We start from the raw sequence: 24,351 nt of genomic DNA on the forward strand, positions 1-24,351 counted from the left end.
TTTCCTCAGGTCGTGCTCGCGGTACGGCGCTGGACCAGCACGGCGGCGACGATGATCGCGCCCTTGGCGATCTGCTGGACGTCGCTCTGCAGGTTGTTCAGGGCGAAGATGTTGGTGATGGTGGTGAAGATCAGGACACCGAGCACGGAGCCGGTGATGGTGCCGCGGCCCCCGCTGAGCAGGGTGCCGCCGATGATCGCGGCGGCGATGGCGTCGAGTTCGTACAGATTGCCGTTGGTGTTCTGGCCCGAGCCCGAGAGGACGATCAGCAGGAAGGCCGCGATCCCGCAGCACAGCCCGGACAGCAGGTAGAGGTACAGGCGCTGGCGGCGTACGTCGATGCCGGCCAGCCGGGCCGCCTCCGCGTTGCCGCCGACGGCGACGGTGCGCCGGCCGAAGGTGGTGCGGTTGAGGACGAGCCAGCCGATGATCGTCACGACCGCGAAGACCAGCACGAGCGGCGGGACGCCGAGCACGTACGAATCGCGCTCGCCGAGGTTCAGGATTCCGTCGACGGTGACGATCTGCGTCCTGCCGTCGGTGATCTGGAGGGCGAGGCCGCGCGCCGAGGCCAGCATGGCGAGCGTGGCGATGAACGGCACCATGCCGCCGTACGCGATGAGCAGTCCGTTGACGAGTCCGCAGCCCACGCCGACGATCACCGCGGTGAACAGGATGCCCGCGAATCCGTATTCCTGGGTGGCCACCGTGGTCGCCCACACCGAGGCGAGGGCGACGATCGCGCCCACCGACAGGTCGATGCCGCCGGAGGTGATGACGAAGGTCATGCCGACCGTGACGACGCCGATCACCGAGGCCTGGGTGAGGACGAGCTGGAGGTTGCGGGTGTCGAGGAACTCGTCCGGCTTGGTGACGCCGCCGACGACGACGAGCGCGGCGAGCACGCCGAGCAGGGAGAGGGTGCGGACGTCGGCGCGGGCCACCAGGGAGCGCCAGGAGGGGAGTTCGCTCACCGGTGGCACCTTGCCGGTGCCGTCGCGCGGCGGGGAGGCGTGCTGCGTCATGACGCCGGGCTTCCTTCCATGACGAGGTCGAGTACACGGTGTTCGTCCAGTTCACGGGCGGGTGCCTCGTGCACCACGCGGCCCTCGCGCAGGACCAGGACGCGGTCGGCGAGGCCGAGCACCTCCGGGACCTCGCTGGAGACGAGCAGCACGGCGAGGCCCTCGTCGGCGAGGCGGCGGATGACCGCGTACAGCTCGGCGCGGGCGCCGACGTCGACGCCGCGGGTCGGTTCGTCGAGCAGCAGCACGCGGCAGCCGCGCAGCAGCCAGCGGGCCAGGACCGCCTTCTGCTGGTTGCCTCCGGAGAGCGTGCGGACGGGTACGGAGGGGTTGTCGGGGCGCAGCGACAGCTCACGGGTGGCCGCGCGGGCGGCGCCCAGTTCGGCGCGCCGGTCGAGCCAGCCGCCGCGCGAGAAGCGGGACAGGGTGGAGACGGACACGTTCCGGGTGACGGACTCCAGCATCAGCAGGGCCTGCGCCTTGCGCTCCTCGGGGGCGAGCCCGAGCCCGGCGCGCACGGCGGCCCGGACGCTTCCGGTCTTCAACGACCGGCCGTCGACCTGGACTTGGCCCGCCGTGGGCCTGCGCGCCCCGTAGATCGTCTCCAGGATCTCGGAGCGACCGGAGCCGACCAGACCGGCGAGGCCGACGATCTCCCCGGGCCGTACGTCGAGGTCGAGCGGCGCGAACTCCCCGTCGCGGGCGAGCCCGGTGACCCGGAGCACGGGGTCGGCGGCGGGTGGCGCGGCGGGCCGCCCGGGAAAGACGTACTCGACGTTGCGGCCGGTCATCAGGGCGACGACGTCACGGGTCGGGGTGGTCCTGGCGGGCAGTCCCCCCGCGACCGCCCGACCGTCCTTCAGTACGGTCACCCGGTCGCCGATGCGCCGGATCTCCTCCAGTCGGTGCGAGATGTAGACGACGGCGACGCCCTCGGCGGTGAGGTCGCCGACGATGCGGAAGAGGTTGTCGACCTCGTCGGGGTCGAGCGCGGCGGACGGCTCGTCCATGACGATCAGGCGGACGTCGTGGGAGAGGGCGCGGGCCATGGACACGATCTGCTGCTGGGCCGCCGACAACTCCCCCACCAGGCGGCCGGGTTCGATCTCCGGATGCCCGAGCCGCTTCAGCAGCTGGGCCGTCGCGGAGCGCGCCGCCCTGCCCCGTACGACGAAGCCGGCGGCCGTCGGCTCATGGCCGAGGTGGACGTTCTCCGCGACCGACAGGTGTTCCACCAGGTCGAGTTCCTGGTAGATGGTGGCGATGCCGAGGCGCATGGCGGCGATGGGCGAGCGCAGGGTGACGGGCTCGCCGCGCCAGCGGATGGTGCCGCCGTCGGGCTGGTGGGCGCCGGCCAGCACCTTGATGAGGGTGGACTTCCCGGCGCCGTTCTGGCCGAGCAGGCAGTGCACTTCACCGGCCTGGACGTCGAGGTCTACGCCGTCCAGGGCGCGGACGCCGGGGAACGACTTGGTGATCCCGGACATGCTGAGCAGGGGTGGTTCTGGTGCCATGTGGGTTCCCCTCGGCGGGCGTGCGGGCCGGTGGCAGGGCGTGCCGCACCCACGGCCGGCGGCGCGGGCCGGGCGGGTGCTTGCGGGCGGGCGGCGCTGTCTGCACGAGTCAGCAGCCGTATCTACACGAGTAAGCGAGCTGTCTACACGAGTCAGTGGGCGCGGCGAGGTCCGCTGGGACGGGGTGAGCGTGTCGCTTGCGGGTCGGAGAAGACGGTCGGAGAAGACAGTCGGGGGAGACGGTCGGGGAAGACGGGTGGAGGAGGCGGTCGGAGGTAGGAGACGGGTCGCCTATGCGGGTGAGAAGAGGTGGTCGCTGATCAGGCGGGCCGCGCCGATGACGCCGGCGCTCGCGCCCAACTCTCCGAGAACGATGGGCAGATTGCCGGTCGCCAGGGGCAGCGACTGGCGGTAGACCTGGGTGCGGATCGCGGCGAGCAGGGTGTGGCCGAGGCCGGTCACCCCGCCGCCGATCACCACCAGGCCGGGGTTGAAGAAGGAGACGAGCCCGGCGATGACCTGGCCGACGCGGGTGCCGCCCTCGCGGATCAGTTCGAGCGCGGTGGCGTCTCCCGCGGCGGCCGCGGCGGCGACGTCGACGGCGGTCAGGGTGCCGTTCGCCTCCAGCCGGGCCGCGAGTTCGGTGGACAGGCCCTGTGCGGCCGCCTGCAGCGCGTCCCGGGCCAGGGCGGCCCCGCTGAAGTGGGCTTCGAGGCAGCCCCGGTTGCCGCAGGCGCAGGGGCGGCCGTCGGGTACGGCCTGGATGTGGCCGATGTCGCCCGCGCTGCCGGTGGTACCGCGGTAGACGTGACCGCCGACGACGATGCCGCAGCCGATGCCGGTGCCGATCTTGACGCAGAGGAAGTCGGCGACGGTGCGGGCGACTCCGGCGTGCTGCTCCCCCATCGCCATGAGGTTCACGTCGTTGTCGACCATCACCGGGCAGCCGAGTTCCTGGCTGAGCGCCTCCCGTACGGGGAAGCCGTCCCAGCCCGGCATGATCGGCGGGGCGACCGGTACGCCCTCGGGGAAGCGGACCGGTCCGGGGACGCCGATGCCGGCGCCGTCGAAGCCCTCGGCGAGCCCGGTGGCCTTCAGCTTTCCGGCCATGTCCAGGACTTGCTCGAAGACGGCGACGGGGCCCTCACGGACGTCCATCGGCTGGTTGAGGTGACCGAGGACCTCCAGTTCGGCGTTGGTGACGGCGACGTCGACCGAGGTCGCGCCGATGTCGACGCCGAGGAACCGGAGGTCCGGGTTGAGCCGGACGTTGTGGGAGCGGCGGCCGCCGCGCGAGGCGGCGAGTCCGTCGGCCACGACGAGGCCCGTCTCCAGCAGCCGGTCCACCTCCACGGCCAGCTTGGACCGGGACAGGTCGACCTGGTCGCCCAGCTGGGCACGGGAGTTGGGGCCGCCGTCGCGCAGCAGCTTGAGCAGACGGGCCTGGTGCGTGTTCGCCGGTCGTGCCGTCATGCGTCTCACGTGCCCCTCCCCGCCCAGATTCGGCCACCAGTGTCGGGCTTTCGTAGGGAACGTAGCAGCGGCTGCCGAGCCTGGGAAGAAGTCGTGCAGTAATTGCCGCAGACTTTCTCCACTCACAGGACAAAGACCGACGTCCGCGGCTCCGGCCCACGGCTCTCCGGGCGCCCGGGCGCCGTCCACGGGACACTTGACGGAAGCGGCAGAGCGGCGGGGGGCGGGAGGCGATGGGCGGTGATCGCGGTCGATCCCACGGACAGCGCCTCGCTGCTGGCCGCCTTCGGCGCGCTGAGCGTCCTGGTGGTGATCTTCGCGGAGTCCGGCCTGCTGGTCGTCGGCTTCTTCCTGCCGGGGGACACCCTGCTGTTCCCCGCCGGAGTGCTGTGCGCGGGCGCGGGGCAGCACGGGCCGCGGCTGGCGCTGTGGCAGGTGCTGCTGTGCGCGGCCGTCGGGGCCGTGGCGGGCGGGCAGCTGGGCTACCTGCTCGGGCGGCGCGGCGGACGGGCCCTGCGGAACCGTGCCTCCAGCCGACGGGTCAAGGAGGGAGCGGCCAGGGCGGAACGGCTGCTGGCCCGCTACGGCTACCGCAAGGCCCTGGTGATCGGCCGTTTCGTGCCCATGGTGCGGTCGGTGCTGCATCCGGTGGCGGGCGCCCTCGGTGTGCCCGTGCGGACGTTCACCGTCTGGCAGACGGTCGGCGGCCTCCTCTGGTCCCAGAGCCTGGTCCTCGCCGGGTACCTGCTCGGCTCGTCGGTCACCCATGTCGACGACTACCTGCTGCCGCTGGTCGCCGTGATCGTCGTCGTCTCCCTGCTCCCGCTGCTGGTGGAGGCGGTCCGGACGCGGCGTGGGCGGAGCGGCGAGAGCCGGCAGAGCGGCCAGTGCCCGGAGAGCGGCCCCAGCGAGCAGAGCGGCCGGCGGGGTGAGTGAGCGCCGGGTGTGAGAGCCAGGTGCCCCCCGGAACGGCGCGGGGCCCGGAGGGCACGGCAGACCCACGGCTCAGCCCAGGCCCCAGCCCTGAGCGAGCCGGTAGGCGGCGCACAGGTGGACGTCGAGGATGTACGAGGCTGTCGTCCCGCACCCCGTCGCCGGGTCGACGGGTTGCCCGTGTCCCATGCCCGTGATGCTGTACGTCTCCACCACGGCCTTCCCCGACGGGTCGGTGTACACCTGGTGCGGATAGCCCGCCACGGTGTCGGAGCGGTCCGCGCTCTGGTCGGCTCCCTGGACGTTGGTCCACTGCTTGACCAGGTCGGTCATGTTCGACGGTTTCACCGTGATGTCGGCGGTTCCCTGGAAGACGGTGAGCGTGGGCCAGGGTCCGCCGTAGCCGGGGCGGGCCGCGCGGGCGCGGTCGCCCCACTGGGCGGGCGTCTGGTTCGCCCATCCGTACATGCACGGGTACGGGCCGCCGGCCGCTCGGGAGCAGTCGTAGGGCAGTCCGGCGACGATGCCCGCCGCCCGGAACTTCTCCGGATACGTCGCCATCATCACGGCCGTCATGCCGCCGCCGGCGGACAGCCCGGTGACGAACACGCGGGAGGGGTCGCCGTGGACGTCGGCGAGCTGGCGGTCGACCATCTGCGCGATCGAGGCGGCTTCGCCGTTCCCGCGCTCGATGTCCCCGGACTGGAACCAGTCGAAGCAGTTCGAGAAGTTGTTGGACGAGGTCTGCTGCGGGGCCACGACGGAGAAGTGCCAGCGATCGGCGAGGGTGGTCCAGCCACTGTCGACCGCATAGCCGGCGTCCTGCGTACAGCCGTGCAGGGCGACGACGACGGGAGCGCCAGCCGGCAGGCCCGGCGGGTCGTAGCGGAACATGCGCAGCGCACCGGGATTGGTCCCGAACCCGGTGACTTCGGTCAGGGAGGGCGCGGCGGTGGCCCTGCCCGGTGTGAGGAGTCCGGCGGTCACGGCGGCCAGAAGGGCCACCAGGACGGCTGTCAGGCGTGCGGCTCTGGTCTGCATGTCCCCGGATCGTAGGAGCGTGACGGCGTGACGATATGGGCGTGGACGCCACAGTTCGGGGCCTGCTCGTGTGGCCGACGGCGCATCTACCGCGTCACCGCGAGGGCCAGTGCCCCTGCGGCCAGGGCCAGGAACAGGCCCGGGAAGCCGATGGTGGCGAAGACACGGGCCCGTACGTGGAAGACGAGGGCGCCGACGTAGAACAGCACCAGGCCGATGCCGGCGGCGATCCCCAGTGGACGCAGGCCCAGGAGGCCGAGCAGGAGTCCCGCCGCCCCGGCGGCCTTGAGCAGCGCCAGCGGCGGGAGCCAGGCGGGCGGCACGCCGACCGCCGCCGAGTTGGCGAGGACGAAGGGCGCCTTGGCGAAGTCGGCCGCGGCGATGCCGGCGTTGGCCAGAACGGCGGCACAGGTGACGGTGACGTAGGCGATGTCCACGGCGCGGCTCCTCGGCTGCCTCGGTGATCGGACTGCTCCCGGACTGCTCCCCAGCCTCTGCGGAGGGCCGCCGCGCCGTCCAATACCTGCATCCATAACCTGGAGGAATGGATGTCGACACCCGTCTCCTGCGGTACTTCCTCGCCGTCGCCGAGGACGGCAGCGTCACCCGCGCCGCGGAGCGCGTGTACGTGTCCCAGCCCGCCCTGACGAAGCAGATCCGTCAGCTGGAGACCCAGCTGGGCGTGCGGCTCTTCGACCGCTCGCGCTCCGGTATGGCGCTGACCGGGCCCGGCCGGGAACTCGCGCGCCGCGCCCCGAAGGTGCTGGCGGCCTGGGACGAGGCCCTGCGGGCCACGCACGCGGCGGACCGGCACGCCTCGCGGGTGCTGCGTGTCGGGTTCGTGGCGAGCGCGGCCAACGAGGCGACGCAGGACATCGTCGCCGAGTTCGCCCGGCGCCGGCCCGGGTGGCGCGTCGAACTGCGTCAGGCGGCCTGGAGCAACCCGAGCGCGGGCCTGGCTGCCGGGGAGGTGGACGCCGCGCTGCTGCGGCTGCCCTTCCCGGGCCAGGACGCCCTGCGTGTCGAACCGCTCTTCGGCGAGCCGCGCTGGGTCGCGCTGCCCGCCACGCACCCGCTCGCCGGACACGAGGTGATCGCCTTCCGCGACCTGTGGGACGAGCCGTTCGTCGCCGCCCCGGCAAAGACCGGCGCCTGGCGCGACCACTGGCTGGCCGCCGACGAGCGCGAGGGCCGTCCCGTCCGCGTCGGCGCGGTCACCGAGCAGCCCGACGACTGGCTGACCGCCATCGCCAACGGCTACGGCATCGCCCTCGCGCCCCGCTCCGCCGCACGCTTCTACGCCCGCCCCGGCATCGTCTACCGGCCGGTCACCGGCGTGAGCCCGACCCACGTGGGCGTCGCCTGGGCCCCCGCCGACGACCACAACCCTGTCGTACGCGACTTCGTCCGCTGCTGCCTCGACCTCGCCCGGGAGGCGGCGCCCTGAAGCCCAGGGCGCGTCCGGCCCGGCCACCGCTGTCCTCCGCGCCGTCATCTGCTCTGTCCTCCGCGCCGTCCTCCACGCCGCCGTCATCCGCTCCTTCATCCGCTCCGGCTCGCCCGCCTTCACCTGCCCGGCCCAACACGGGTCCGCCGGAGGGGCGAGGTCCGGTGAGGGGTGTGACCTTGGTGGAAGGCATGCGCGCGTGCGGACCCAGCGAGGAGGCGGAATGTCGGACACGGGCGGCGGGAGCGGCGTGGAGTGCGTCGCCGTGCAGGGCCGCGGCACGGCGGCGCACGACGTGCCCGGCGATGCCTTCGGCCAGGTGAGCGGCGTCGCCGACGCCGTCCTCTACGAGGGGTACCTGCTCTACCCGTACCGCCGGTCCTCGGGCAAGAACCGCGTCCGCTGGCAGTTCGGAGTGCTGCTGCCCCGTGCCTGGGTGGAGGCGGACGGACCGGTCCCCGTGGGCATCTCCGGCTCGGCCGACTCCTGGTACCAGCAGACCGAGTGCCTGGTGCGCGTCCCGCGGCCCGGCGCGGTCGTCAGGGTGCGGGTGCGCTATTTGCAGATGCGGCACAAGCAGGTCGAGGCGGGCGACGGCCGCGGCGGGTTCCGCCCCGTCGAGTCGTTGCGCATGGACGACGGGACGACGCATCTGAGCTTCGACGAGGCCGTGCCGCACGAGGTCGACCTGGTGTGGGCGCTGGACGATCTGCTGCGGGGTCCGTGCCTCGCTCCGGTCTCCGCGCCCGCCGCCCTGGAGACCGAGCCACTGCCCGCGGACGCCGGGCGGGTGCTCCGCCGCTGCGAGGAGATCCGGGCGCACACCGCGGTCGTGGCCGAGCACCTCGGCCACGACGTGTACCGACTGCGGGTACGCACCGAGAACGCCGGCCCCGCGCCCGACCCCCGGGCCCCGCGCGCCGAGGCGCTGCGCCACGCGCTGATCGCCGCCCACACCCTGATCGGCGGCGAGGGCGTCGAGTTCGTCTCGCTGATCGATCCACCTGCCACGCTGCGCGAGCACGTCCGCAGCTGCCGTAACGCGTTCACGTTTCCGGTCCTCGGGGGCGAGGCTCCGCCCACGGACGACGGCACCGGAGCCACCGGGCCCGTCGTCCTCTCCGCCCCCATCATCCTTCCGGACCATCCGCAGGTCGCCCCCGAGAGTCCGGGCGATCTTCACGACGCCGCCGAGATCGACGAGATCCTCACTCTGCGCACGATGCTGCTGACCGACGAGGAGAAGGCCGAGGCCCGGGCCACCGATCCGCGCGCCGCGCAAATCCTCGACCGGGTCGACACGATGCCCCGCGAAGTCTTCGCCCGGCTGCACGGCGCCATCCGCTCGCTGACCCCCGCGGCCCCGCCCCGGACCACCACGGCCGCACCCGAGGCAACCGCCGCCCCGGCCCGGAACACCACGGCCTCACCCCGGACCACCGCGGCCCCGGCTCAGGAGACGCCGGTCCCGCCCCGGACATCCGCCGACGGGCGGCCCGCCTGGTGGCAGGAGGGTGCGGACGACGGGCTGTCGCCGACCACGGACACCGTGCTCGTGGACGGCGTCCCGGTCGGCGGCGGCAGCCGGGTGCGGCTGCGCCCGCGTGGCCGGGGCGCCGACGCCCAGGACATGTTCCTGGCCGGGCGGACCGCCCGCGTCGCCGCGGTCTTCCACGACGTGGACGGGTGCGTGCACCTGGCGGTGACCGTCGACGACGATCCCGCCGCCGAACTGCACGGCTGGTACGGCCGTTTCCACTACTTCCGCGCCGACGAACTCGAACCGCTCGGGCACCTCCCGGACGACTCCGACGCGGCCACCCACGAGCAACCCCCCGAGCGACCCCACGACCGGCCCCGCGACCGGCTCCGCGACCCACTGCAGCAAAGGCGGACGACATGACCACCCAGAGCGGCACCACCGAAGTCCGCGGCGCGCCCGGCCGGGCCGACGAGCGGCAGGGCATCGACGAGATCCATATCCTCTGGATCTCCGAGGGAATGAGCTGTGACGGCGACACCGTCTCCGTGACGGCCGCCGACCAGCCGTCCATCGAGGACGTCGTCCTCGGTCTCATCCCCGGCCTGCCGAAGGTCCATCTGGTCAACAAGGTGCTCTCGCCCAGCCTGGGCGGCGAGGACTTCCTCGCCCCCTACCGGGCGGCGGTCGCCGATGAGCTGGGGACACCGTTCATCCTCGTCATCGAGGGCTCGGTCCCGAACCAGAACATCATCGAGGGCGACGGCTACTGGACGTCGTTCGGCAACGACCCGGAGACCGGCCGGCCGCTGACCCTGAACTGGTGGATCGACCAACTCGCCCCCAAGGCCTGGGCGGTGGTGGCCGCGGGCACCTGCGCGACCTACGGCGGCATTCACGCGATGGCCGGCAACGCCACCGGCTGCATGGGCCTCGCCGACTACCTGGGCTGGGAGTTCAGGTCCACGGCCGGACTGCCCGTGGTGAACGTGCCCGGCTGCCCCGTCCAGCCGGAGAACTTCATGGAGACCCTGGTCTGGGTGCTCCAGCACGCCGCCGGCAACGCTCCCCCGCCGCCGCTGGACCACATGCTGCGCCCGCAGTGGCTGTTCGGGAAGACCGTGCACGAGGGCTGCGACCGGGGCTCGTACTACGAGCAGGGCGACTTCGGCCTCGACTACAACTCGCCCAAGTGCCTGGTGAAGACGGGCTGCTGGGGTCCCGTGGTCAACTGCAACGTGCCCAAGCGCGGCTGGATGGCCGGCATCGGCGGCTGCCCGAACGTCGGCGGGATCTGCATCGGGTGCACGATGCCCGGCTTCCCCGACGCGTTCATGCCGTTCATGGATGAGCCCCCCGGCGGCACCCTGTCCACCCTGGTCATCAAGCCGTACGGAGCCGTCGTACGCCGACTGCGCGGTCTGACCAACGAGATGGTGAACCACGAGCCCAAGTGGCGCCACAAGAAGCGCAAGCTGACCAGCGGTTACAACCCGAAGTGGCGTCCGTGACGCCGCCCGTCCCCCATCCCGCCACTGATCCGCCGTACCCGAACAGCGAGGGGCAGTACCGCAGATGACGACCACCGAGTCCCGGCCCACCGAGCGCAAACCGGCGCAGATCGTGGACATGTCGTGGGATCCGATCACCCGGATCATCGGCAACCTGGGTATCTATACGAAGATCGACTTCGCGAACCGTGAAGTCGTGGAGTGCCACAGCACCTCGTCGCTGTTCCGCGGCTACTCGGTGTTCATGAAGGGCAAGGACCCGCGCGACGCCGGCTTCATCACCTCACGGATCTGCGGCATCTGCGGCGACAACCACACCACCTGCTCGAACTACGCCCAGCAGATGGCCTACGGCGTCAAGCCGCCCCGGATCGCCGAACACATCACCAACCTCGGCGAGGCGGCCGAGTACATGTTCGACCACACGATCTTCCAGGACAACCTGGTGTTCGTGGACTTCTGCGAGGCGATGGTCAAGGCCACCAACCCCGGCCTCCTCTCCCGCGCCGAGCGCACCGACGCGCCCCGCGGGAACGTCCACGGCTTCCGGACCATCGCCGACATCATGAAGGCCTTCAACCCCTTCGAGGGCGAGGTCTACAAGGAGGCACTGAAGGTCAGCCGGGTCACCCGGGAGATGTTCTGCCTGATGGAGGGGCGGCACGTCCACCCGTCCACGATGTACCCGGGCGGCGTCGGCACGATGCCGCAGCCCAGCACCTTCACCGACTACCTCAGCCGGCTGATGCACATCATCGACTTCATCAAGAAGTCGGTGGCGATGAACGACGACGTCTTCGACTTCTTCTACGACGCCCTGCCGGGGTACGAGGAGGTCGGCAAGCGGCGCATCCTGCTGGGCTGCTGGGGCGCCTTCCAGAACCCGGACGTCGTCGACTACCGCTACGCCTCGATGAACGAGTGGGGCAAGGCGATGCACGTCACCCCGGGCGTCATCGTCGACGGAGAGCTCGTCACCAACAACCTCGTCGACATCAACCTCGGGCTGCGGATCATGCTGGGCAGCTCCTACTACGAGGACTGGGTCAACGAGGAGCCCTTCGTCACCCACGACCCGCTCGGCAACCCCGTCGACATGCGCCACCCGTGGAACCAGACGACCGTTCCGGTGCCGCAGAAGCGGGACTTCGACGGCAACTACAGCTGGGTCATGAGCCCGCGCTGGCACCACGCCGGGACCGGGGAGAACCTCGCGCTGGACACGGGCGGCGGGCCGCTCGCCCGGCTGTGGTCGACCGCGCTGAACGGCCTGGTCGACACGCCGTACGTCAAGGCCACCGGCGGCAGCGTCCGCATCACCCTGCCCAAGGGCGAGAGCCTGCCGGAGACGACGCTGGAGTGGCGCATCCCGAAGTGGAGCAACACCCTCGAACGGGACCGCGCCAGGCCCTACTTCGTCGCCTACGCCGCCGCGATGGCCCTCCAGTTCCTGGAGGAGGCCACCGGGCTGCTCCGGGACGGCGAGACCAAGGTGTTCCAGGACTTCGAGGTGCCGGACGAGGCGATCGGCTGCGGCTTCCACGAGGCCGTGCGCGGGGTGCTCTCGCACCACCTGGTGATCAAGGACAAGAAGATCGCCAACTACCACCCGTACCCGCCGACGCCCTGGAACGCCAGCCCCCGCGACATCTACGGCACCCCGGGCCCCTACGAGGACGCCGTGCAGGGCCAGCCCATCTTCGAGGAGAACGGGCCGGACGACTTCAAGGGCGTCGACATCATGCGCACCGTCCGCAGCTTCGACCCCTGCCTGCCGTGCGGTGTGCACATGTACATGGGCAAGGGCAAGACCCTGACGACCGTGCACTCGCCGACCTACGGGGCCAACCATGGCTGACGCCCGGCGGCTGCCGGATCCCGCGGTGGAGGCACGGTTCGTCCGGCTGGACGAGCTGCTGACGGGCCTGGAGTCCGCGCCCGGCCCCGTCGCCCGCGAGGCGCTGGAGGCCGTGGGTCTGCTCACCGAGGTGTACGGCGAGGCGCTCGCCCGGATGCTCGACGGCGCGGACGGGGCAGACGGGGCGCTGGCCGCGCGGATGGCCGACGACGAGCTGGTGGGACACCTGCTGGTGCTGCACGCGCTCCATCCCGAGCCGGTCGAGCACCGTGCCGCCCGGGCCGTGGAGAAGCTGCGGCCGGCGGTCCGCGACCGCGGCGGGGACCTGGAGTGGGCCGGCGTCGAGGGGCGGGTGGCCCGGGTGCGGGTGAGCACCGGCTCCGGTTGCGGATCGGGCTGCGGCGGCGGGTCGGCCGACGTCATCGGGGCCGTCCGTGCGGCGGTCATGGCGGTCGCCCCGGAACTGGAGGCGGTCGAGGAGGTCCCCGCCGAGCGACGGCCGGCTCCCGCGTTCGTCCCGCTGACGACGCTGACGCGCCGGACCGGGGCGCGGGCACGGGAGGCGGGGTGACCATGGAGGGAGCGCTGGCCCGCGTCATCCGTTCGGCCGCCGACCGCGCGCCGGCGGCCGGGTTCGAGACCTGCGAGCTGTGCGCCGCCCAGGTGGCCGACGAGCACCGCCACCTGTACGACACCACGGACGAGGAGGTGCGCTGCGTCTGCCGCCCCTGCTCGGTGCTCTTCGCCGACGACGCGGCGGGCCGCTACCGGCTCGTGCCCCGCCGCCGGCTCCGGCTGCCGCCCGTCGACACGGCGGTCCTGGGCGTTCCGGTGGGCCTGGTGTTCTTCGTGCCGCGCACGGACGGCACGGTCACCGCGCAGGGGCCCAGCCCGGCCGGGGCCATGCGCTGGGAGGTGGACGCGGCGGCCTGGCGGCGGCTGGCCGGGACGTGTCCACCGCTCGCCTCCGTGGCACCCGAGGTGGAGGCGCTCCTCGTGAACACCGTGCGCGGCATGGACGAGCACTGGATCGTGCCGGTCGACGACTGCTTCCGGATGGTCGCGCTGGTCCGCCGTGAGTGGCGCGGCCTGTCCGGCGGCGGCCGGGTCTGGCCGGCTGTGGAGCGGTTCTTCGCGGAGCTGACCGAGCGGCCGTGAAGGCCTGGAAGGAGAACAGACATGGGCACCATCCGAGTGGGCCGCCCCCAGGCGAAGCCCGACACGCCCAGCCACGTGCGCGGGCTGCACGAGGGCAACAAGGGCCCGTACGACGAACAGACCGGACACCACGAGGACGGCACCTCCGACGCCCGCCGCTCCACGGGGGTCCACTGGAAGCGGCATGACGCCCTGGTGGAGGAGATGCCGAACATCTCACCGGGATGACAGAGCGACTCACCGGGAAAACGGAGCAAGGAGTGAAGGGCATGAAACGCAGCCGAGTGGGACACGCGTCGAGATCGGTGCTGTCGGGGCGCCAGGTGCTGGTCGCGCAGGCCGCCGTGGTGGGCAGTCTGATGCTGGCCCTGTTCGTCAAGGAGTTCCCCGGAGTGGTGCGCGAGTTGCGGATCTACCGGATGACCGGCGGCCTGCGCGCCGCTCGCCGGTATCCGTGAGTCCGGCGTGCACGAGCTGTCGATCGCGACCGCGATCGTGGAACAGGCCGAGGAGATCGCCCGCGAGGACGGCGCCGGCGGTGTCGCGTCGGTGACCGTGCGGGTCGGCGAGCTGGCGGGTGTGGTGCCGGACGCGCTGCACTTCGCCTTCGAGGTGGCCCGCGACGGTACGGCCCTCGACGAGGCCCGGCTCGTGGTCGAGCAGGTGCCTGCCCAGGCGTGGTGCGGTGCGTGCGCCGAGGAGTTCGCGGTCGGTATGCCGCCGTTCTTCTGGTGCCCGCGCTGCGACCGGCCGTCGCAGGAGCTGCGCAGCGGGCGGGAGCTGGAGATCACGGCCGTCGAGGCGGTGCCCTGACGGCGCGTGGCCCCGGCGTGACGACGGTGACCGGCCCCGCCCTCAGGGCGGGGCCGGTCACCGTCTGCCGGGCCGTCGCAGCTGATCCAGCGGCTGTGTCTCAGCAGATGCGGGGCAGCTGCTCCCCCAGCGGCAGGTCCAGCACCCGGGTGCCGCCGAGCGCGGTGGCGACGACGACCATGCCCGGATGCTCCGCCACGCACTCGCCGATGACCGTCGCCCCGCTGCCCTGCGGGTGGGCGCGCATCGCCGCGAGCACGGCGTCGGCCTCCTCCCGGGGCACGAAGGCGACGAGTCTGCCCTCGTTGGCGACGTACAGCGGGTCCAGGCCGAGGAAGCCGCACGCGCCCGCGACCTCGTCGGGGATCGGAAGGGCCCGCTCCTGGAGCCGTACGCCGGTGCCGGAGGCGCGGGCGATCTCGTTCAGGGAGGCGCCGAGGCCGCCGCGCGTGGGGTCCCGCAGGACGTGGACGTCCTGGGTGACGTCGAGCATGGCCGCGACCAGGTCCGCGAGCGGCGCGGTGTCGGAGGCGATCTCGACGCCGAACTCCAGCCCCTCCCGCACGCTCATGATCGCCACACCGTGCAGGCCGATCGGGCCGCTGACGATGACGGCGTCGCCGGGCCGGGCCCGCTGGGGACGGATGTCGACCCCGTCGGGCACGAGACCGACGCCGGCGGTGGTGACGTAGACGCCGTCGCCGTGCCCCGACTCGACCACCTTGGTGTCGCCGGTGGCGATGGTGACTCCGGCCGCCTCGGCCGCCGTTCCCATGGCCCGGGCGATCCGTTCGACGACGGCGAGTTCCACGCCCTCTTCCAGGACGAACGCGGCGGACAGCCAGGCGGGGCGGGCGCCGCTCATCGCCAGGTCGTTGACGGTGCCGTTGACCGCGAGGTCGCCGAGGCTGCCGCCGGGGAAGAACAGCGGCCGCACCACGTAGGAGTCGGTTGAGAAGGCGAGGCGGGCGCCCCCGAGCTCCAGGACGGCCGAGTCGGTGAGCGCGGCCAGGGCGGGGTTGCCGTACGCCGGGGCGAAGACCTGTTCCATCAGCTCGGCGGACAGGGCCCCGCCGCCGCCGTGCCCCATCACCACGACCGGCTGGTCGCGCAGGGGGGCGGGGCAGGTCCAGTTCGCGGGGTCGACGGCGGGGGACTCGACGGCGGTGGGGGCGGCGTCCGCGGGTGCGGCGTCGGGGGTCGCTTCGGTGGCGAGGTCAGCCAACGGGGTTCATCTCCTCACGCGGGATGCGGGAGCCCCGCGGTGCCGGGCCGTCGGTCATGCGGCGGTAGAGGTAGTAGGCCGCGCAGGCACCCTCGCTGGAGACCATCGTGGCGCCGAGCGGGGTGCGCGGGGTGCAGGTCGTGCCGAACGCGGCGCACTCGGTGGGCTTGATCAGGCCCTGCAGGACCTCACCGGCCCGGCACACCGCGGGTTCCTCGGTGCGGATGCCGGTGACGTCGAAGCGGTGCTCGGCATCGTAGGCGCGGAAGGCGTCGGACAGGCGCCAGCCGCTGGCCGGGATGGGGCCGATGCCGCGCCAGTTGCGGTCGGTGACCTCGAACACCTCCTCGATCATGCGCAGCGCCGCCGGGTTGCCCTGGTCGCGTACGGCCCGGGCGTAGGCGTTCTCCACCCGGTGCTCCCCGCGCTCCAGTTGGTGGATGGCGCGGCGGATGCCCTCCAGGATGTCCAGCGGTTCGAAGCCGGTCACCACCACCGGCACCCGGTGCCTCTCGGCCAGCTCCGGGTACTCGGCTGTGCCCATCACGCTGCACACGTGCCCGGCGGCGAGGAAGCCCTGCACCCGGCAGGCGGGGGCCGTCATGATGGCCTCGATCGCCGGGGGGACCCGGACATGGGAGACGAGCAGGCTGAAGTTGTCCAGGCCGAGCCGGCGGGCCTGGTGCACGGCCATGGCGTTGGCGGGGGCGGTCGTCTCGAAGCCGATCGCGAAGAACACGACCTGGCGGTCCGGGTTCCGGCGCGCGAGGTCGAGGGCGTCGAGCGGCGAGTAGACCACGCGTACGTCACCGCCCTCGCCCTTGACCCGGAACAGGTCGCGGTCGGTGCCCGGCACCCGGAGCATGTCGCCGAAGGAGCAGAAGATCACGCCGGGGCGGGCGGCGATCTCCAGCGCCTTGTCGATGACATCGAGGGGAGTGACGCACACCGGGCAGCCGGGTCCGTGGATCAACTCGACTTCGTCCGGGAGGAGTTGGTCGATCCCGTGCCGGATGATGGAGTGGGTCTGGCCGCCGCAGACCTCCATCAGCGCCCAGGGCCGGGTGACCGTGGTCCGGATCTCGTCCAGCAGGCGCCGCGCCAGGTCCGGGTCGTTGAACTCGTCGATGTACTTCATGCCGTCTCACTCCCGCTGTGCTGCCGCGCCGCCTGCTGCCAGGCGTCGCCGAACTCCTCCTCCAGGAGCCCCAGTTGCTCGAACAGCGCCAGGGACGCCCGGGCGGACTCCTCGTCCAGGCGCTGCAGGGCGAACCCGACGTGGACGATGACGTACTCCCCCACCCGCACGTCGGGCAGGTACTCCAGACACGCCTGTTTCCGCACCCCGCCGAAGTCGATCAGCCCGGTGAGCGGGTCGGCGCCGTCGTCGATGGCCACGACCTTGCCGGGCACTGCCAGACACATGGGTCACTCCGTCTCGTCGTTGTGTGCTGATGCGCGGGCTACCGAGCCCGTCCCGGCCGGGGCTCGTGTGCCGCGACCATGAGCTGTCCGAGCGCCAGTCCGCCGTCGTTCGGGGGTACTTCGCGGTGCCGCAGGACCGTGAAGCCGTCCGCCGCGAGCAGTGCGGCGCTCTCCTCCTCCAGCAGGGCATTGGCGAACACCCCGCCGCTGAGGGCCACGACGGTCAGGTCCGTGGCCGCGCGGGCGCGCCGGCAGATCTCGGCGACCGCCCTCGCGACCCCGCGGTGGAAGCGGGCGGCGAGCAGCGGGGCGGGGGTGCCGCGACGCTGGTCGGCCAGGAGGGCTCGCAGCAGGGGGGTGGGGTCGATGCCCCAACCGCCCACCCCGGCCGGCCGGTCGAACCCGAAGAGGTACGCCTCGGCATCCGAGGCCCATGCCCGCGTCGCCGCCGCCTCCAGCTCCAGCGCGGCCTGCGCCTCGTACTCCGCCCGGTGGCACACGCCCACGAGGGACGACACGGCGTCGAAGAGTCGGCCCATGCTGGTCGTCGGCACACAGGCCACCTGGCGGGTCAACTGGCTGCGCAGTACGGGGAGTTCCGCGTCCGTGCAGGCCTTGGCGCTCGGCAGCTCCGACTCCCACGGCAGTCCGGCGGCCCACAGCCGGGCCAGTGCCAGCCGGCACGGGTTGGCCACGCCCGTGTCACCGCCGGGCAGCGGGGCCGGTGTCAGGTGGGCGAAGCGCCGGTGGCCGGCGTAGTCGGCGAGCAGGATCTCGCCGCCCCACACCGTGCCGTCGTCGCCGTATCCGGTGCCGTCGAAGGCGACCCCGATCACGGGTGTGGTGCCGTCGAGGCCGTGTTCGGCCATCGCGGCGGCGATGTGGGCATGGTGGTGCTGGACCAACGTCGGTGACGGCAGGCCGAGTTCGCGGGAGCGGCGGCGGGCCCGGCCGGTCGAGTGGTAGCCGGGGTGCCGGTCCGCGGCCAGCAGGCGGGGCGTGATCCCGGTGAGGCGGGTGAGGTGCCGCTCGGCTCGTTGGGCCGCCTCGTGGGTGGCCAGGTCGCCCATGTCGCCGATGTGGGGCCCGAACCAGGCCTGCTCGCCCTCGCCCAGGCAGAGGGCGTTCTTCAGGTCGCCGCCGACCGCGAGCGCGGGGCGGACGGGCACCGGGAGGGCCAGCGGGCGCGGGGCGTAGCCGCGGGAGCGGCGGAGGACCTGTTCGGTGCCGTCGGGGCGCACGCGGAGCAGGGAGTCGTCGCACGGGGACGCGATGGGCCGGTCGTGGGCGAGCCAGGCGTCGGCCAGGCCGGCCAGCCGGGTCCGGGCCTCGTCGTCGTCCGTGACGATGGGCTCGCCCGAACGGTTTCCGCTGGTCATGACGAGGACGCGCGGACCGGGAGGATCGCCGGGCAGCCCGAACAGCAGAGTGTGCACGGGTGTGTAGGGCAGCAGGACGCCCACGTGCGGGCTGCCGGGGCACACCTGGTCGGCGAGCCGGGGGCCGTCCGCCGACCGGCGCCCGCGCAGCAGGACGATGGGGCGCCGGGGGCTGGTGAGCGCGGCGCGTTCGGCGTCGGAGACGACGGCGATGCGCTCCACCGTGGGAAGGTCGGCGCACATCACCGCGAAGGCCTTGCCGCCCCGTTCCTTGCGGGCGCGCAGGGTCGCGACGGCGCGGGGGTCGGTGGCGTCGCAGGCCAGGTGGTAGCCGCCGACACCCTTCACGGCGACGATCCGGCCCGCACCGAGCAGCGCCCGGGCCGCCGCCAGGGCCGCCGCGTCGAGGGCCGGGCGCAGGCCGGTGCCGTCGGCAGGGATCAGGCGCAGCCTCGGGCCGCAGTCGGGGCAGGCGACGGGCTGGGCGTGGAAGCGCCGGTCGGCCGGGTCACCGTACTCGCGGGCGCAGGCCGGGCACATCGGGAACCCGGCCATGGTGGTCGCCACGCGGTCGTAGGGCATCGCCGTGGCGATGGTGAAGCGGGGGCCGCAGTGGGTGCAGGTGATGAACGGGTGCCGGTGTCGCCGGTCGGCGGGATCGGCGATTTCACGCAGGCAGTCGCCGCAGGTGGCGGTGTCGGGCGGGAGCTGCGTGCGCCCGGTGGACCGCTCGGTGGGCCGGATGGCGAACGGTCCCGTCGAGCCGGTCGGTGGCAGGTCCTCGCAGCCGATGCCGGTCACGGCGGCGAGCGGTGGCGGCTGCTCGGCCAGCAGGTCGCAGAACCGGCCGACGCCGTCCGCCGGGCCCTCGACCTCGATGAGCACACCGCCCGCGGTGTTGCTCACGAACCCGGCCAGGTCGAGGCCGGCGGCCAGCCGGTGCACATGGGGACGGAAGCCGACGCCCTGCACCGTGCCGCGCACGGTAAGTCTGCGGCGCACCCGGCCGGTGACGGGCGCCGTCATGAGACGGGGGCGGACGCCGGGTGGTCCGGGTGGCCGCCGTGCGAGTCGTCGCCGTGCGAGTGGTCGCCGACGTGCGAGTGGTCGACGCGCGGGTGGTCGCCGTCGTCGCGCCCGTGCCCATGCCCGTGCCCGTGCGGGTGCGGGTGCGGGGCGAGGGGTGGCCGGTGCGGTGGGGCTCCGTCGTGGGTGGCCAGGGCCCGCTCGAGGAGGGTGTCGACACCGTCGCCGGTGCGCGCGCAGGACCGTACGATCTCCACCCCCGGATTGACCCGCTGCACGTGCGCCCGGAAGGCGGCCTCGTCGAAGCCGGCCGCCTCGGCCAGGTCGGTCTTGGTGATGACGACCAGATGGGCGGAGCCGAACGCGGTGGGGTATTTCAGCGGCTTGTCCTCGCCCTCGGTCACGGCCATCAGCACGATCCGCAGGGTCTCGCCCAGGTCGTAGGAGGCCGGGCACACGAGGTTGCCGACGTTCTCCACGAACAGCACCCTGGTGTCCGCGGGCAACCAGCCGGCCAGGCGGGCACGCACCTGCCGGGCCTCCAGATGGCAGAGTCCGTCGGTGAGCAGTTGCTGGACCGGGGCGCCCGAACGCGCGAGCCGGACGGCGTCGTTCTCGGTCGCCAGGTCGGCGGTGAGCGCGGCCACCGGGACGCCTCGCGCCAGCGCCCGGGCCAGGACCAGCCCGAGGAGCTCCGTCTTGCCGCTGCCCGGGCTGGACAGCAGGTTGACCACGGTGACGCCCTGCCGGGTCAGGTCGTCGCGCAGGCGCGCGGCCAGGTCGTCGTTCTTGGCCAGGACGGCCTGCCTGACGTCGGACCGGCACATGGGCGCAGCTCCTCGGGGTCGCACGGGAAGAACGGACGCGAAGCGCCAGGGCCGTGCCGGGCACGGCCCTGGCGTCTCACCGATCTTCGGTTCCGTCGGTCTCGGGGCCGGGCAGCCCAGCCGCGAGCGGGGGCCCGTTTTCCATCGGGCGGCCCAACGGCGGCACGGGCGCGGCCGGATCGGCGAGCAGCGCGGGGATCAGCGTGTGCAGCGCGTCGACGGCCCCGTCGACGGCCTCCCGCACGGTGTCGCTCAGGCCCGGGGCGATGTCCTCGTCACCGCGCGGCAGCACCTCGGGCTCACAGGCCAGGACGAGGACCCGTGGCAGTGGTTCGTCGCCGAGGTGCGCGGCGAGGGCCAGCACCTTCTGCGGGTCCATGCCGTGGGCCTCCGGCACGACCGTGCCGGCGGGCGGCTCCGGCTCGATCAGGGACAGGGTGCCGGGCCGGTGTCCGCGGGGCGCGGCGTCGACCAGGACGGCGGTGGCGCAGCCGTCCAGCAGCGCGTAGGCGAGGTCCATGCCGCGGATGCCGAAGTCCCGCACCTGGATCCCGGCGGGCAGGGGCCGGCGTTCGAGGGCTCGGATCACCTCGGGGCCGAAGGCGTCGTCCCCGAGGAAGATGTTGCCGACACCGGCCACGAGCAGCCCGCCCGGGGAGCCGTTCACCGGACCGCTCCGGGGTCCGCCCGCACCCGCGCCGGTCACCGGACCGCTTCCGCGGCCGCCGCCAGGGGGTGGACGGAGGCGGTCGGGATCTTGCGGACGAAGGCCGAGCGCAGGGCGTGATACGGGGCGTGGGGGTCGAAGAACAGGGCGTGCATGCGGGCGAGTTCGTGGTACCGGTGGTCCGCGAGCGGTCGTCTCGCCTCGTCCGCGCGGCGTGCGGCCGCCTTGGCGGCGATGCGGTGGCCGAGGTCCGGGGTGGCGGCGAGGGCGGCGGCCATGCGCTCGACCTCGCCCGCGAACTCCTGTGCCCCGGCGGGCACCAGCCGGTCCACCAGCCCGAGGTCCGCGGCGCGCGCGGCGCTCACCGGGAGGGCGTCGGTCGTCAGCCGGTGCGCGGTGTCCGCTCCGGCCCGGCGCGGGAGCGTGTACGTCCAGTACTCGGAGCCGTACAGCCCCATCCGCCGGTAGTGCGGGTTGAGGACGGCGCCGGTACGGCACCAGACCTCGTCCGCGGCGAGCGCGAGCATGGCGCCGCCGGCGGCCGCGTTGCCGGCGAGCGCGGCCACCACCAGGCGGTCGGTGGTGCGCAGCACGGCCTCGACGAGGTCGTCCATGGCGTTGAGGTTCCGCCAGGACTCCTCGGCCGGGTCGGGGGCCGCCTCGATGACGTTCAGGTGGATGCCGTTGGAGAAGAAGTCGCGGGCGCCGCCGAGCACCAGGACCCAGGTGGGGCGGGAGAGCGCGTACGTGTAGGCGTCGAGCAGTCTGCGGCACTGGTCGGTGCTCATCGCGCCGCCCGGGAAGGAGAAGTTCAGGAAGCCGGTGTCGCCGTGCTCCCGGTAGCGGATGTCGCTCCAGGTGCGCCGGTCCGGGGGCAGTTCGAGCGGGACGGGCTCTTCGGGGAGTGCCGCCACGTCCTCGGCGGAGAAGGAGGCGAGTACGGAGGCGGCCGGGCGCCGGAAGGGCGCCGGGTCGCCGGAGTTCTTGCGCGGGCGCAGTTCCGGGATCCACACGGCGCCGTCGCTCGTGGCACGGCACACGGCTCCCGCGCGGGTGGCGAGCAGTTCCCCGGGGCGGCCGCGCAGCCGGTCCTCGGGGTGGCCGCCGTGCAGGAACACCTCTCGGCCGAGGAGCTCGTCGAGGACGCCGGGCTGCGAGTCGGCGCCGCGCAGTGTGCGCAGCACGGTCTCGGTGCTGTCGTGCTCCCAGTCGATCCGGCGCCGCTCCTGCCGGAAGAAGTCGCGCCACACGACGTGCAGCGAGGTGCCGGTCTGCGGGCGGGGCTTGTACGAGCCGTCGGCGTAGCGGCCCACGGCCTGCAGGACGGCGGGGACGGCGGCGTCGGAGGCCTCGTTGCGGTACAGGTCGCTCTTGCCGACGGGCGGGACGGCGAACGTCTCCGCCGCCCAGATGTCGCCCGCGTCCATCGCCGCCTCGGCCTGCAGGACCGTCACGCCCCAGTGCGTCGCCTCCTCGGCGATCGCCCAGTCCAGCGATGACGGGCCCCGGTCTCCGGGCGGTCCCGGGTGGACGATCAGGCAGGTGTGCTCCCGCCACACGTCCTCGGGCAGCGCCGTCTTGAGCATCGGCGCGATGATCAGGTCCGGACGCAGCTCACGTGCGGCGGCGCGGACCGGGTCGGGGCCGTGGGTGGCGAGTACGACGTCCACTTGGTGGCCCTGGTCGGACAGTTCGGCGTACAGACGCTGGGAGAGACTGTTGAACGCACTGGCGACGAGCAGAATGTCCATGACACGGCATGTTCGTCCGTTACCGGCAGTCCGTGAAGGACCCCTGCGGCGTTTCGTCCGCCCCGTCCGCACTCGTCCGCCATCCGGATCGCACGGGGGCGCGAGTCGGTGCGCGGAACCCGGGGGCGCGAGTCGGACCGCGGAACCCGGATGCGCGGGCAGGGCCACGGCGCCACGATGGAAGTGCGGGACGGACCGGCGCACGTGTGCCGCCCTGTCTCCGGGACGGCGCCGGTGCGGGGCCCTCGCCCGCGCCCGCCACGACCCGCGATTCACCGGCGACCGGCCGTGACCGGTCCGTCCGCTCCCTTCCTCCAGGGAGGCGCACATGACCGCTTCCGTCGAACGGACCTTCGACCCCGCGCGCGTGGCCCACCTGTCCGGGCGGTTCGCCCCGGTCACGGAGGAGGTGGACGAGGTCGACCTGGCGGTGGAGGGCCGGCTGCCGGACGATCTGGACGGCGTCTACCTGCGCAACGGCCCCAACCCGCGCTTCACCCCGATCGGCTCCTACCTGTTCCCGGTCGACGGCGACGGCATGGTGCACGGCGTCTGGATCGAGCGGGGCCGGGCCCGCTACCGCAACCGCTTCGTGCGCACGCCCGCCCTCGTCGCGGAGGAGCGGGCGGGCCGGGCCCTGTGGGGCGGCATCGAGTCCCTGATCATGCCGGGACCCCAGGAGGTCGGCCCCGAACTCGCCCACACGTTCAGGGACCTGCCCGACGTCAACGTCGTCCGGCACGCCGGCCGGCTGCTGGCGCTCGCGGAGTCCGCGTGCCCGTTCCGGATGACCCCGGAGCTGGAGACGATCGGCAGGGAGACGTTCGGCGGCGCGCTGCCGGCCGGCATCACCGCGCACCCGAAGACCGACCCGGACTCCGGCGAGATGGCGGTGTTCTGCTACGCGCTGGAGCCGCCGTACCTGACCTGGTCGATCGTCGCGCCGAGCGGGGCGGTGGCGCGGGGGCCGACGCCCGTCGACGGGGTCGACGAGCCGGTGATGATCCACGACATGGCGCTGACCGGCCGCTACCTGGTCCTGGTCCTCGCCCCGGTGTTCTTCGACCTGTCCGCCGCGCTGCGCGGCGGCTCGCTGATCGACTGGCGTCCCGAGGCCGGCACCCGGGTGGCGCTGATCCCCCGGGACGGCTCGCCGGTGCGCTGGGCCGACGACGACGCGTTCTGGCTGTGGCACACCGTGAACGCGTACGACGTCGAGGCCGACGGAACCGTGGTGCTGCAGTACGTGCAGTGGTCACGGCTCTCCCTGGGCGGAACGGGGGAAAGGGGCAACCGCAGCCACCTGATGAGCGCCGTCCTCGACCCGGCGGGCGGCCGGATGCGCCGGGAGCCCCTGGACGACAGGCGCATCGAGTTCCCGCGCATCGACGACCGCAGCATCGGGCGCCGGCACCGGCGCGTCGCGGTCGCGGCGGACAGCGGCGACACGCCCGGGCTGCTGCCGGGCGAGTACGACGCGCTGCGGTGGTACGACACCGGGGACCCGGCCGTTCCGTCCCGCACCTGGCACGCCGGCGATCTGTCCGTGGGCGAACCGGCCTTCGCCCCCTCCCCCGGCCACCCCGACGACGGGCAGGGGTACTGGCTGACCTTCGCCACCGACCGTACGGACGAGAGGAGTTGGCTGCTCGTCCTGCCCGCGGAGGGGCCCGAGAGCGGGCCTCTCGCGCGCATACGCATCCCCGTGCGGGTCCCGCTGGGCCTGCACGGGAACTGGCTGCCGACGCAGGAGTAGGCGGCACGGAGGCGAGGCGCGGTCCCGGATGCGGGTACTCGC

23 protein-coding genes are annotated in these 24,351 nt (G+C 73.1%); 11 read left to right on the plus strand and 12 right to left on the minus strand.

Annotated elements, in window-relative coordinates; all coding sequences use genetic code 11:
* Positions 1 to 5: 5 nt before the first annotated feature.
* From ABZ865_RS32795 to ABZ865_RS32805, 3 genes are all read right to left on the minus strand, one after another.
* Entirely contained in the window at positions 6 to 1,025 is a 1,020-nt protein-coding gene (locus tag ABZ865_RS32795; RefSeq protein ID WP_361238509.1) for an ABC transporter permease, read from the minus strand.
* Positions 1,022 to 2,539, minus strand: coding sequence for a sugar ABC transporter ATP-binding protein (locus ABZ865_RS32800; RefSeq protein WP_361238512.1), 1,518 nt, complete (start codon positions 2,537 to 2,539; stop codon positions 1,022 to 1,024). Before ABZ865_RS32800 ends, ABZ865_RS32795 begins: the two co-directional genes overlap by 4 nt.
* Positions 2,540 to 2,830: 291 nt before the next feature.
* Positions 2,831 to 4,012, minus strand: coding sequence for an ROK family transcriptional regulator (locus tag ABZ865_RS32805; RefSeq protein WP_361238515.1), 1,182 nt, complete (start codon positions 4,010 to 4,012; stop codon positions 2,831 to 2,833).
* A gap of 240 nt (positions 4,013 to 4,252) precedes the next feature.
* On the opposite strand from ABZ865_RS32805, the gene ABZ865_RS32810 reads away from it, so the two are divergent.
* Complete coding sequence (locus ABZ865_RS32810; RefSeq protein ID WP_361238518.1) at positions 4,253 to 4,948, plus strand: DedA family protein; 696 nt, start codon at positions 4,253 to 4,255, stop codon at positions 4,946 to 4,948.
* A 69-nt stretch (positions 4,949 to 5,017) separates the two neighbouring features.
* Here ABZ865_RS32810 and ABZ865_RS32815 read toward each other — a convergent pair whose 3' ends face one another.
* A complete protein-coding gene (locus tag ABZ865_RS32815) occupies positions 5,018 to 5,986 on the minus strand; it encodes a PHB depolymerase family esterase (protein ID WP_361238521.1) in 969 nt (322 codons plus the stop codon).
* Positions 5,987 to 6,072: 86 nt separating this feature from the next.
* Positions 6,073 to 6,423 carry a DoxX family protein gene (locus ABZ865_RS32820; protein ID WP_361238524.1) on the minus strand — a complete coding sequence of 117 codons (351 nt, stop codon included), beginning with the start codon at positions 6,421 to 6,423 and terminating at the stop codon, positions 6,073 to 6,075.
* Positions 6,424 to 6,530: 107 nt separating this feature from the next.
* On the opposite strand from ABZ865_RS32820, the gene ABZ865_RS32825 reads away from it, so the two are divergent.
* From ABZ865_RS32825 to hypA, 9 genes are all read left to right on the plus strand, one after another.
* Entirely contained in the window at positions 6,531 to 7,433 is a 903-nt protein-coding gene (locus tag ABZ865_RS32825; RefSeq protein WP_361238526.1) for a LysR family transcriptional regulator, read from the plus strand.
* Between the two features lie 223 nt (positions 7,434 to 7,656).
* Positions 7,657 to 9,336, plus strand: coding sequence for a hypothetical protein (locus ABZ865_RS32830; RefSeq protein WP_361238529.1), 1,680 nt, complete (start codon positions 7,657 to 7,659; stop codon positions 9,334 to 9,336).
* Positions 9,333 to 10,424, plus strand: coding sequence for a hydrogenase expression protein HypE (locus tag ABZ865_RS32835; protein ID WP_361238532.1), 1,092 nt, complete (start codon positions 9,333 to 9,335; stop codon positions 10,422 to 10,424). The genes ABZ865_RS32830 and ABZ865_RS32835 overlap by 4 nt, the downstream gene beginning before the upstream one ends.
* A 64-nt stretch (positions 10,425 to 10,488) precedes the next feature.
* Positions 10,489 to 12,282 (plus strand): nickel-dependent hydrogenase large subunit, encoded by a 1,794-nt coding sequence (locus ABZ865_RS32840; protein WP_361238535.1) that lies wholly within the window; start codon positions 10,489 to 10,491, stop codon positions 12,280 to 12,282.
* Positions 12,275 to 12,853, plus strand: coding sequence for a NifU family protein (locus ABZ865_RS32845; RefSeq protein WP_361238538.1), 579 nt, complete (start codon positions 12,275 to 12,277; stop codon positions 12,851 to 12,853). The genes ABZ865_RS32840 and ABZ865_RS32845 overlap by 8 nt, the downstream gene beginning before the upstream one ends.
* Positions 12,850 to 13,440 (plus strand): DUF5947 family protein, encoded by a 591-nt coding sequence (locus tag ABZ865_RS32850; protein WP_361238541.1) that lies wholly within the window; start codon positions 12,850 to 12,852, stop codon positions 13,438 to 13,440. The genes ABZ865_RS32845 and ABZ865_RS32850 overlap by 4 nt, the downstream gene beginning before the upstream one ends.
* Before the next feature lie 21 nt (positions 13,441 to 13,461).
* Positions 13,462 to 13,668, plus strand: coding sequence for a hypothetical protein (locus ABZ865_RS32855; RefSeq protein ID WP_361238543.1), 207 nt, complete (start codon positions 13,462 to 13,464; stop codon positions 13,666 to 13,668).
* 41 nt (positions 13,669 to 13,709) lie between these two features.
* Positions 13,710 to 13,898: a hypothetical protein gene (locus ABZ865_RS32860; RefSeq protein ID WP_361238546.1), complete on the plus strand. Its 189-nt coding sequence runs from the start codon at positions 13,710 to 13,712 to the stop codon at positions 13,896 to 13,898.
* A gap of 7 nt (positions 13,899 to 13,905) precedes the next feature.
* Positions 13,906 to 14,253, plus strand: coding sequence for a hydrogenase maturation nickel metallochaperone HypA (gene hypA / locus ABZ865_RS32865; RefSeq protein WP_361238549.1), 348 nt, complete (start codon positions 13,906 to 13,908; stop codon positions 14,251 to 14,253).
* Positions 14,254 to 14,353: 100 nt separating this feature from the next.
* Here the strand turns inward: hypA and hypE are convergent, their stop codons facing one another.
* The 7 genes from hypE to ABZ865_RS32900 form a co-directional block, all read right to left on the minus strand.
* Positions 14,354 to 15,343 carry a hydrogenase expression/formation protein HypE gene (gene hypE / locus ABZ865_RS32870; RefSeq protein ID WP_361238844.1) on the minus strand — a complete coding sequence of 330 codons (990 nt, stop codon included), beginning with the start codon at positions 15,341 to 15,343 and terminating at the stop codon, positions 14,354 to 14,356.
* Between the two features lie 127 nt (positions 15,344 to 15,470).
* Complete coding sequence (gene hypD / locus ABZ865_RS32875; RefSeq protein WP_361238551.1) at positions 15,471 to 16,616, minus strand: hydrogenase formation protein HypD; 1,146 nt, start codon at positions 16,614 to 16,616, stop codon at positions 15,471 to 15,473.
* Positions 16,613 to 16,903, minus strand: a complete 291-nt coding sequence (locus ABZ865_RS32880; protein WP_361238554.1) for a HypC/HybG/HupF family hydrogenase formation chaperone — start codon at positions 16,901 to 16,903, stop codon at positions 16,613 to 16,615. Before ABZ865_RS32880 ends, hypD begins: the two co-directional genes overlap by 4 nt.
* 38 nt (positions 16,904 to 16,941) lie before the next feature.
* Positions 16,942 to 19,308, minus strand: a complete 2,367-nt coding sequence (hypF, locus tag ABZ865_RS32885; protein WP_361238557.1) for a carbamoyltransferase HypF — start codon at positions 19,306 to 19,308, stop codon at positions 16,942 to 16,944.
* A complete protein-coding gene (hypB, locus tag ABZ865_RS32890; RefSeq protein ID WP_361238560.1) occupies positions 19,305 to 20,135 on the minus strand; it encodes a hydrogenase nickel incorporation protein HypB in 831 nt (276 codons plus the stop codon). Before hypB ends, hypF begins: the two co-directional genes overlap by 4 nt.
* Before the next feature lie 76 nt (positions 20,136 to 20,211).
* Positions 20,212 to 20,802, minus strand: a complete 591-nt coding sequence (locus ABZ865_RS32895) for a hydrogenase maturation protease (RefSeq protein WP_361238563.1) — start codon at positions 20,800 to 20,802, stop codon at positions 20,212 to 20,214.
* 35 nt (positions 20,803 to 20,837) lie between these two features.
* Positions 20,838 to 22,553, minus strand: coding sequence for a hydrogenase maturation protein (locus tag ABZ865_RS32900; RefSeq protein WP_361238566.1), 1,716 nt, complete (start codon positions 22,551 to 22,553; stop codon positions 20,838 to 20,840).
* A 328-nt stretch (positions 22,554 to 22,881) separates the two neighbouring features.
* On the opposite strand from ABZ865_RS32900, the gene ABZ865_RS32905 reads away from it, so the two are divergent.
* Positions 22,882 to 24,309 carry a carotenoid oxygenase family protein gene (locus tag ABZ865_RS32905; protein ID WP_361238569.1) on the plus strand — a complete coding sequence of 476 codons (1,428 nt, stop codon included), beginning with the start codon at positions 22,882 to 22,884 and terminating at the stop codon, positions 24,307 to 24,309.
* Positions 24,310 to 24,351 lie beyond the last annotated feature (42 nt).

The sequence above is a fragment of the Streptomyces sp. NPDC047085 genome, from assembly GCF_040643735.1.
GTDB lineage: Bacteria > Actinomycetota > Actinomycetes > Streptomycetales > Streptomycetaceae > Streptomyces.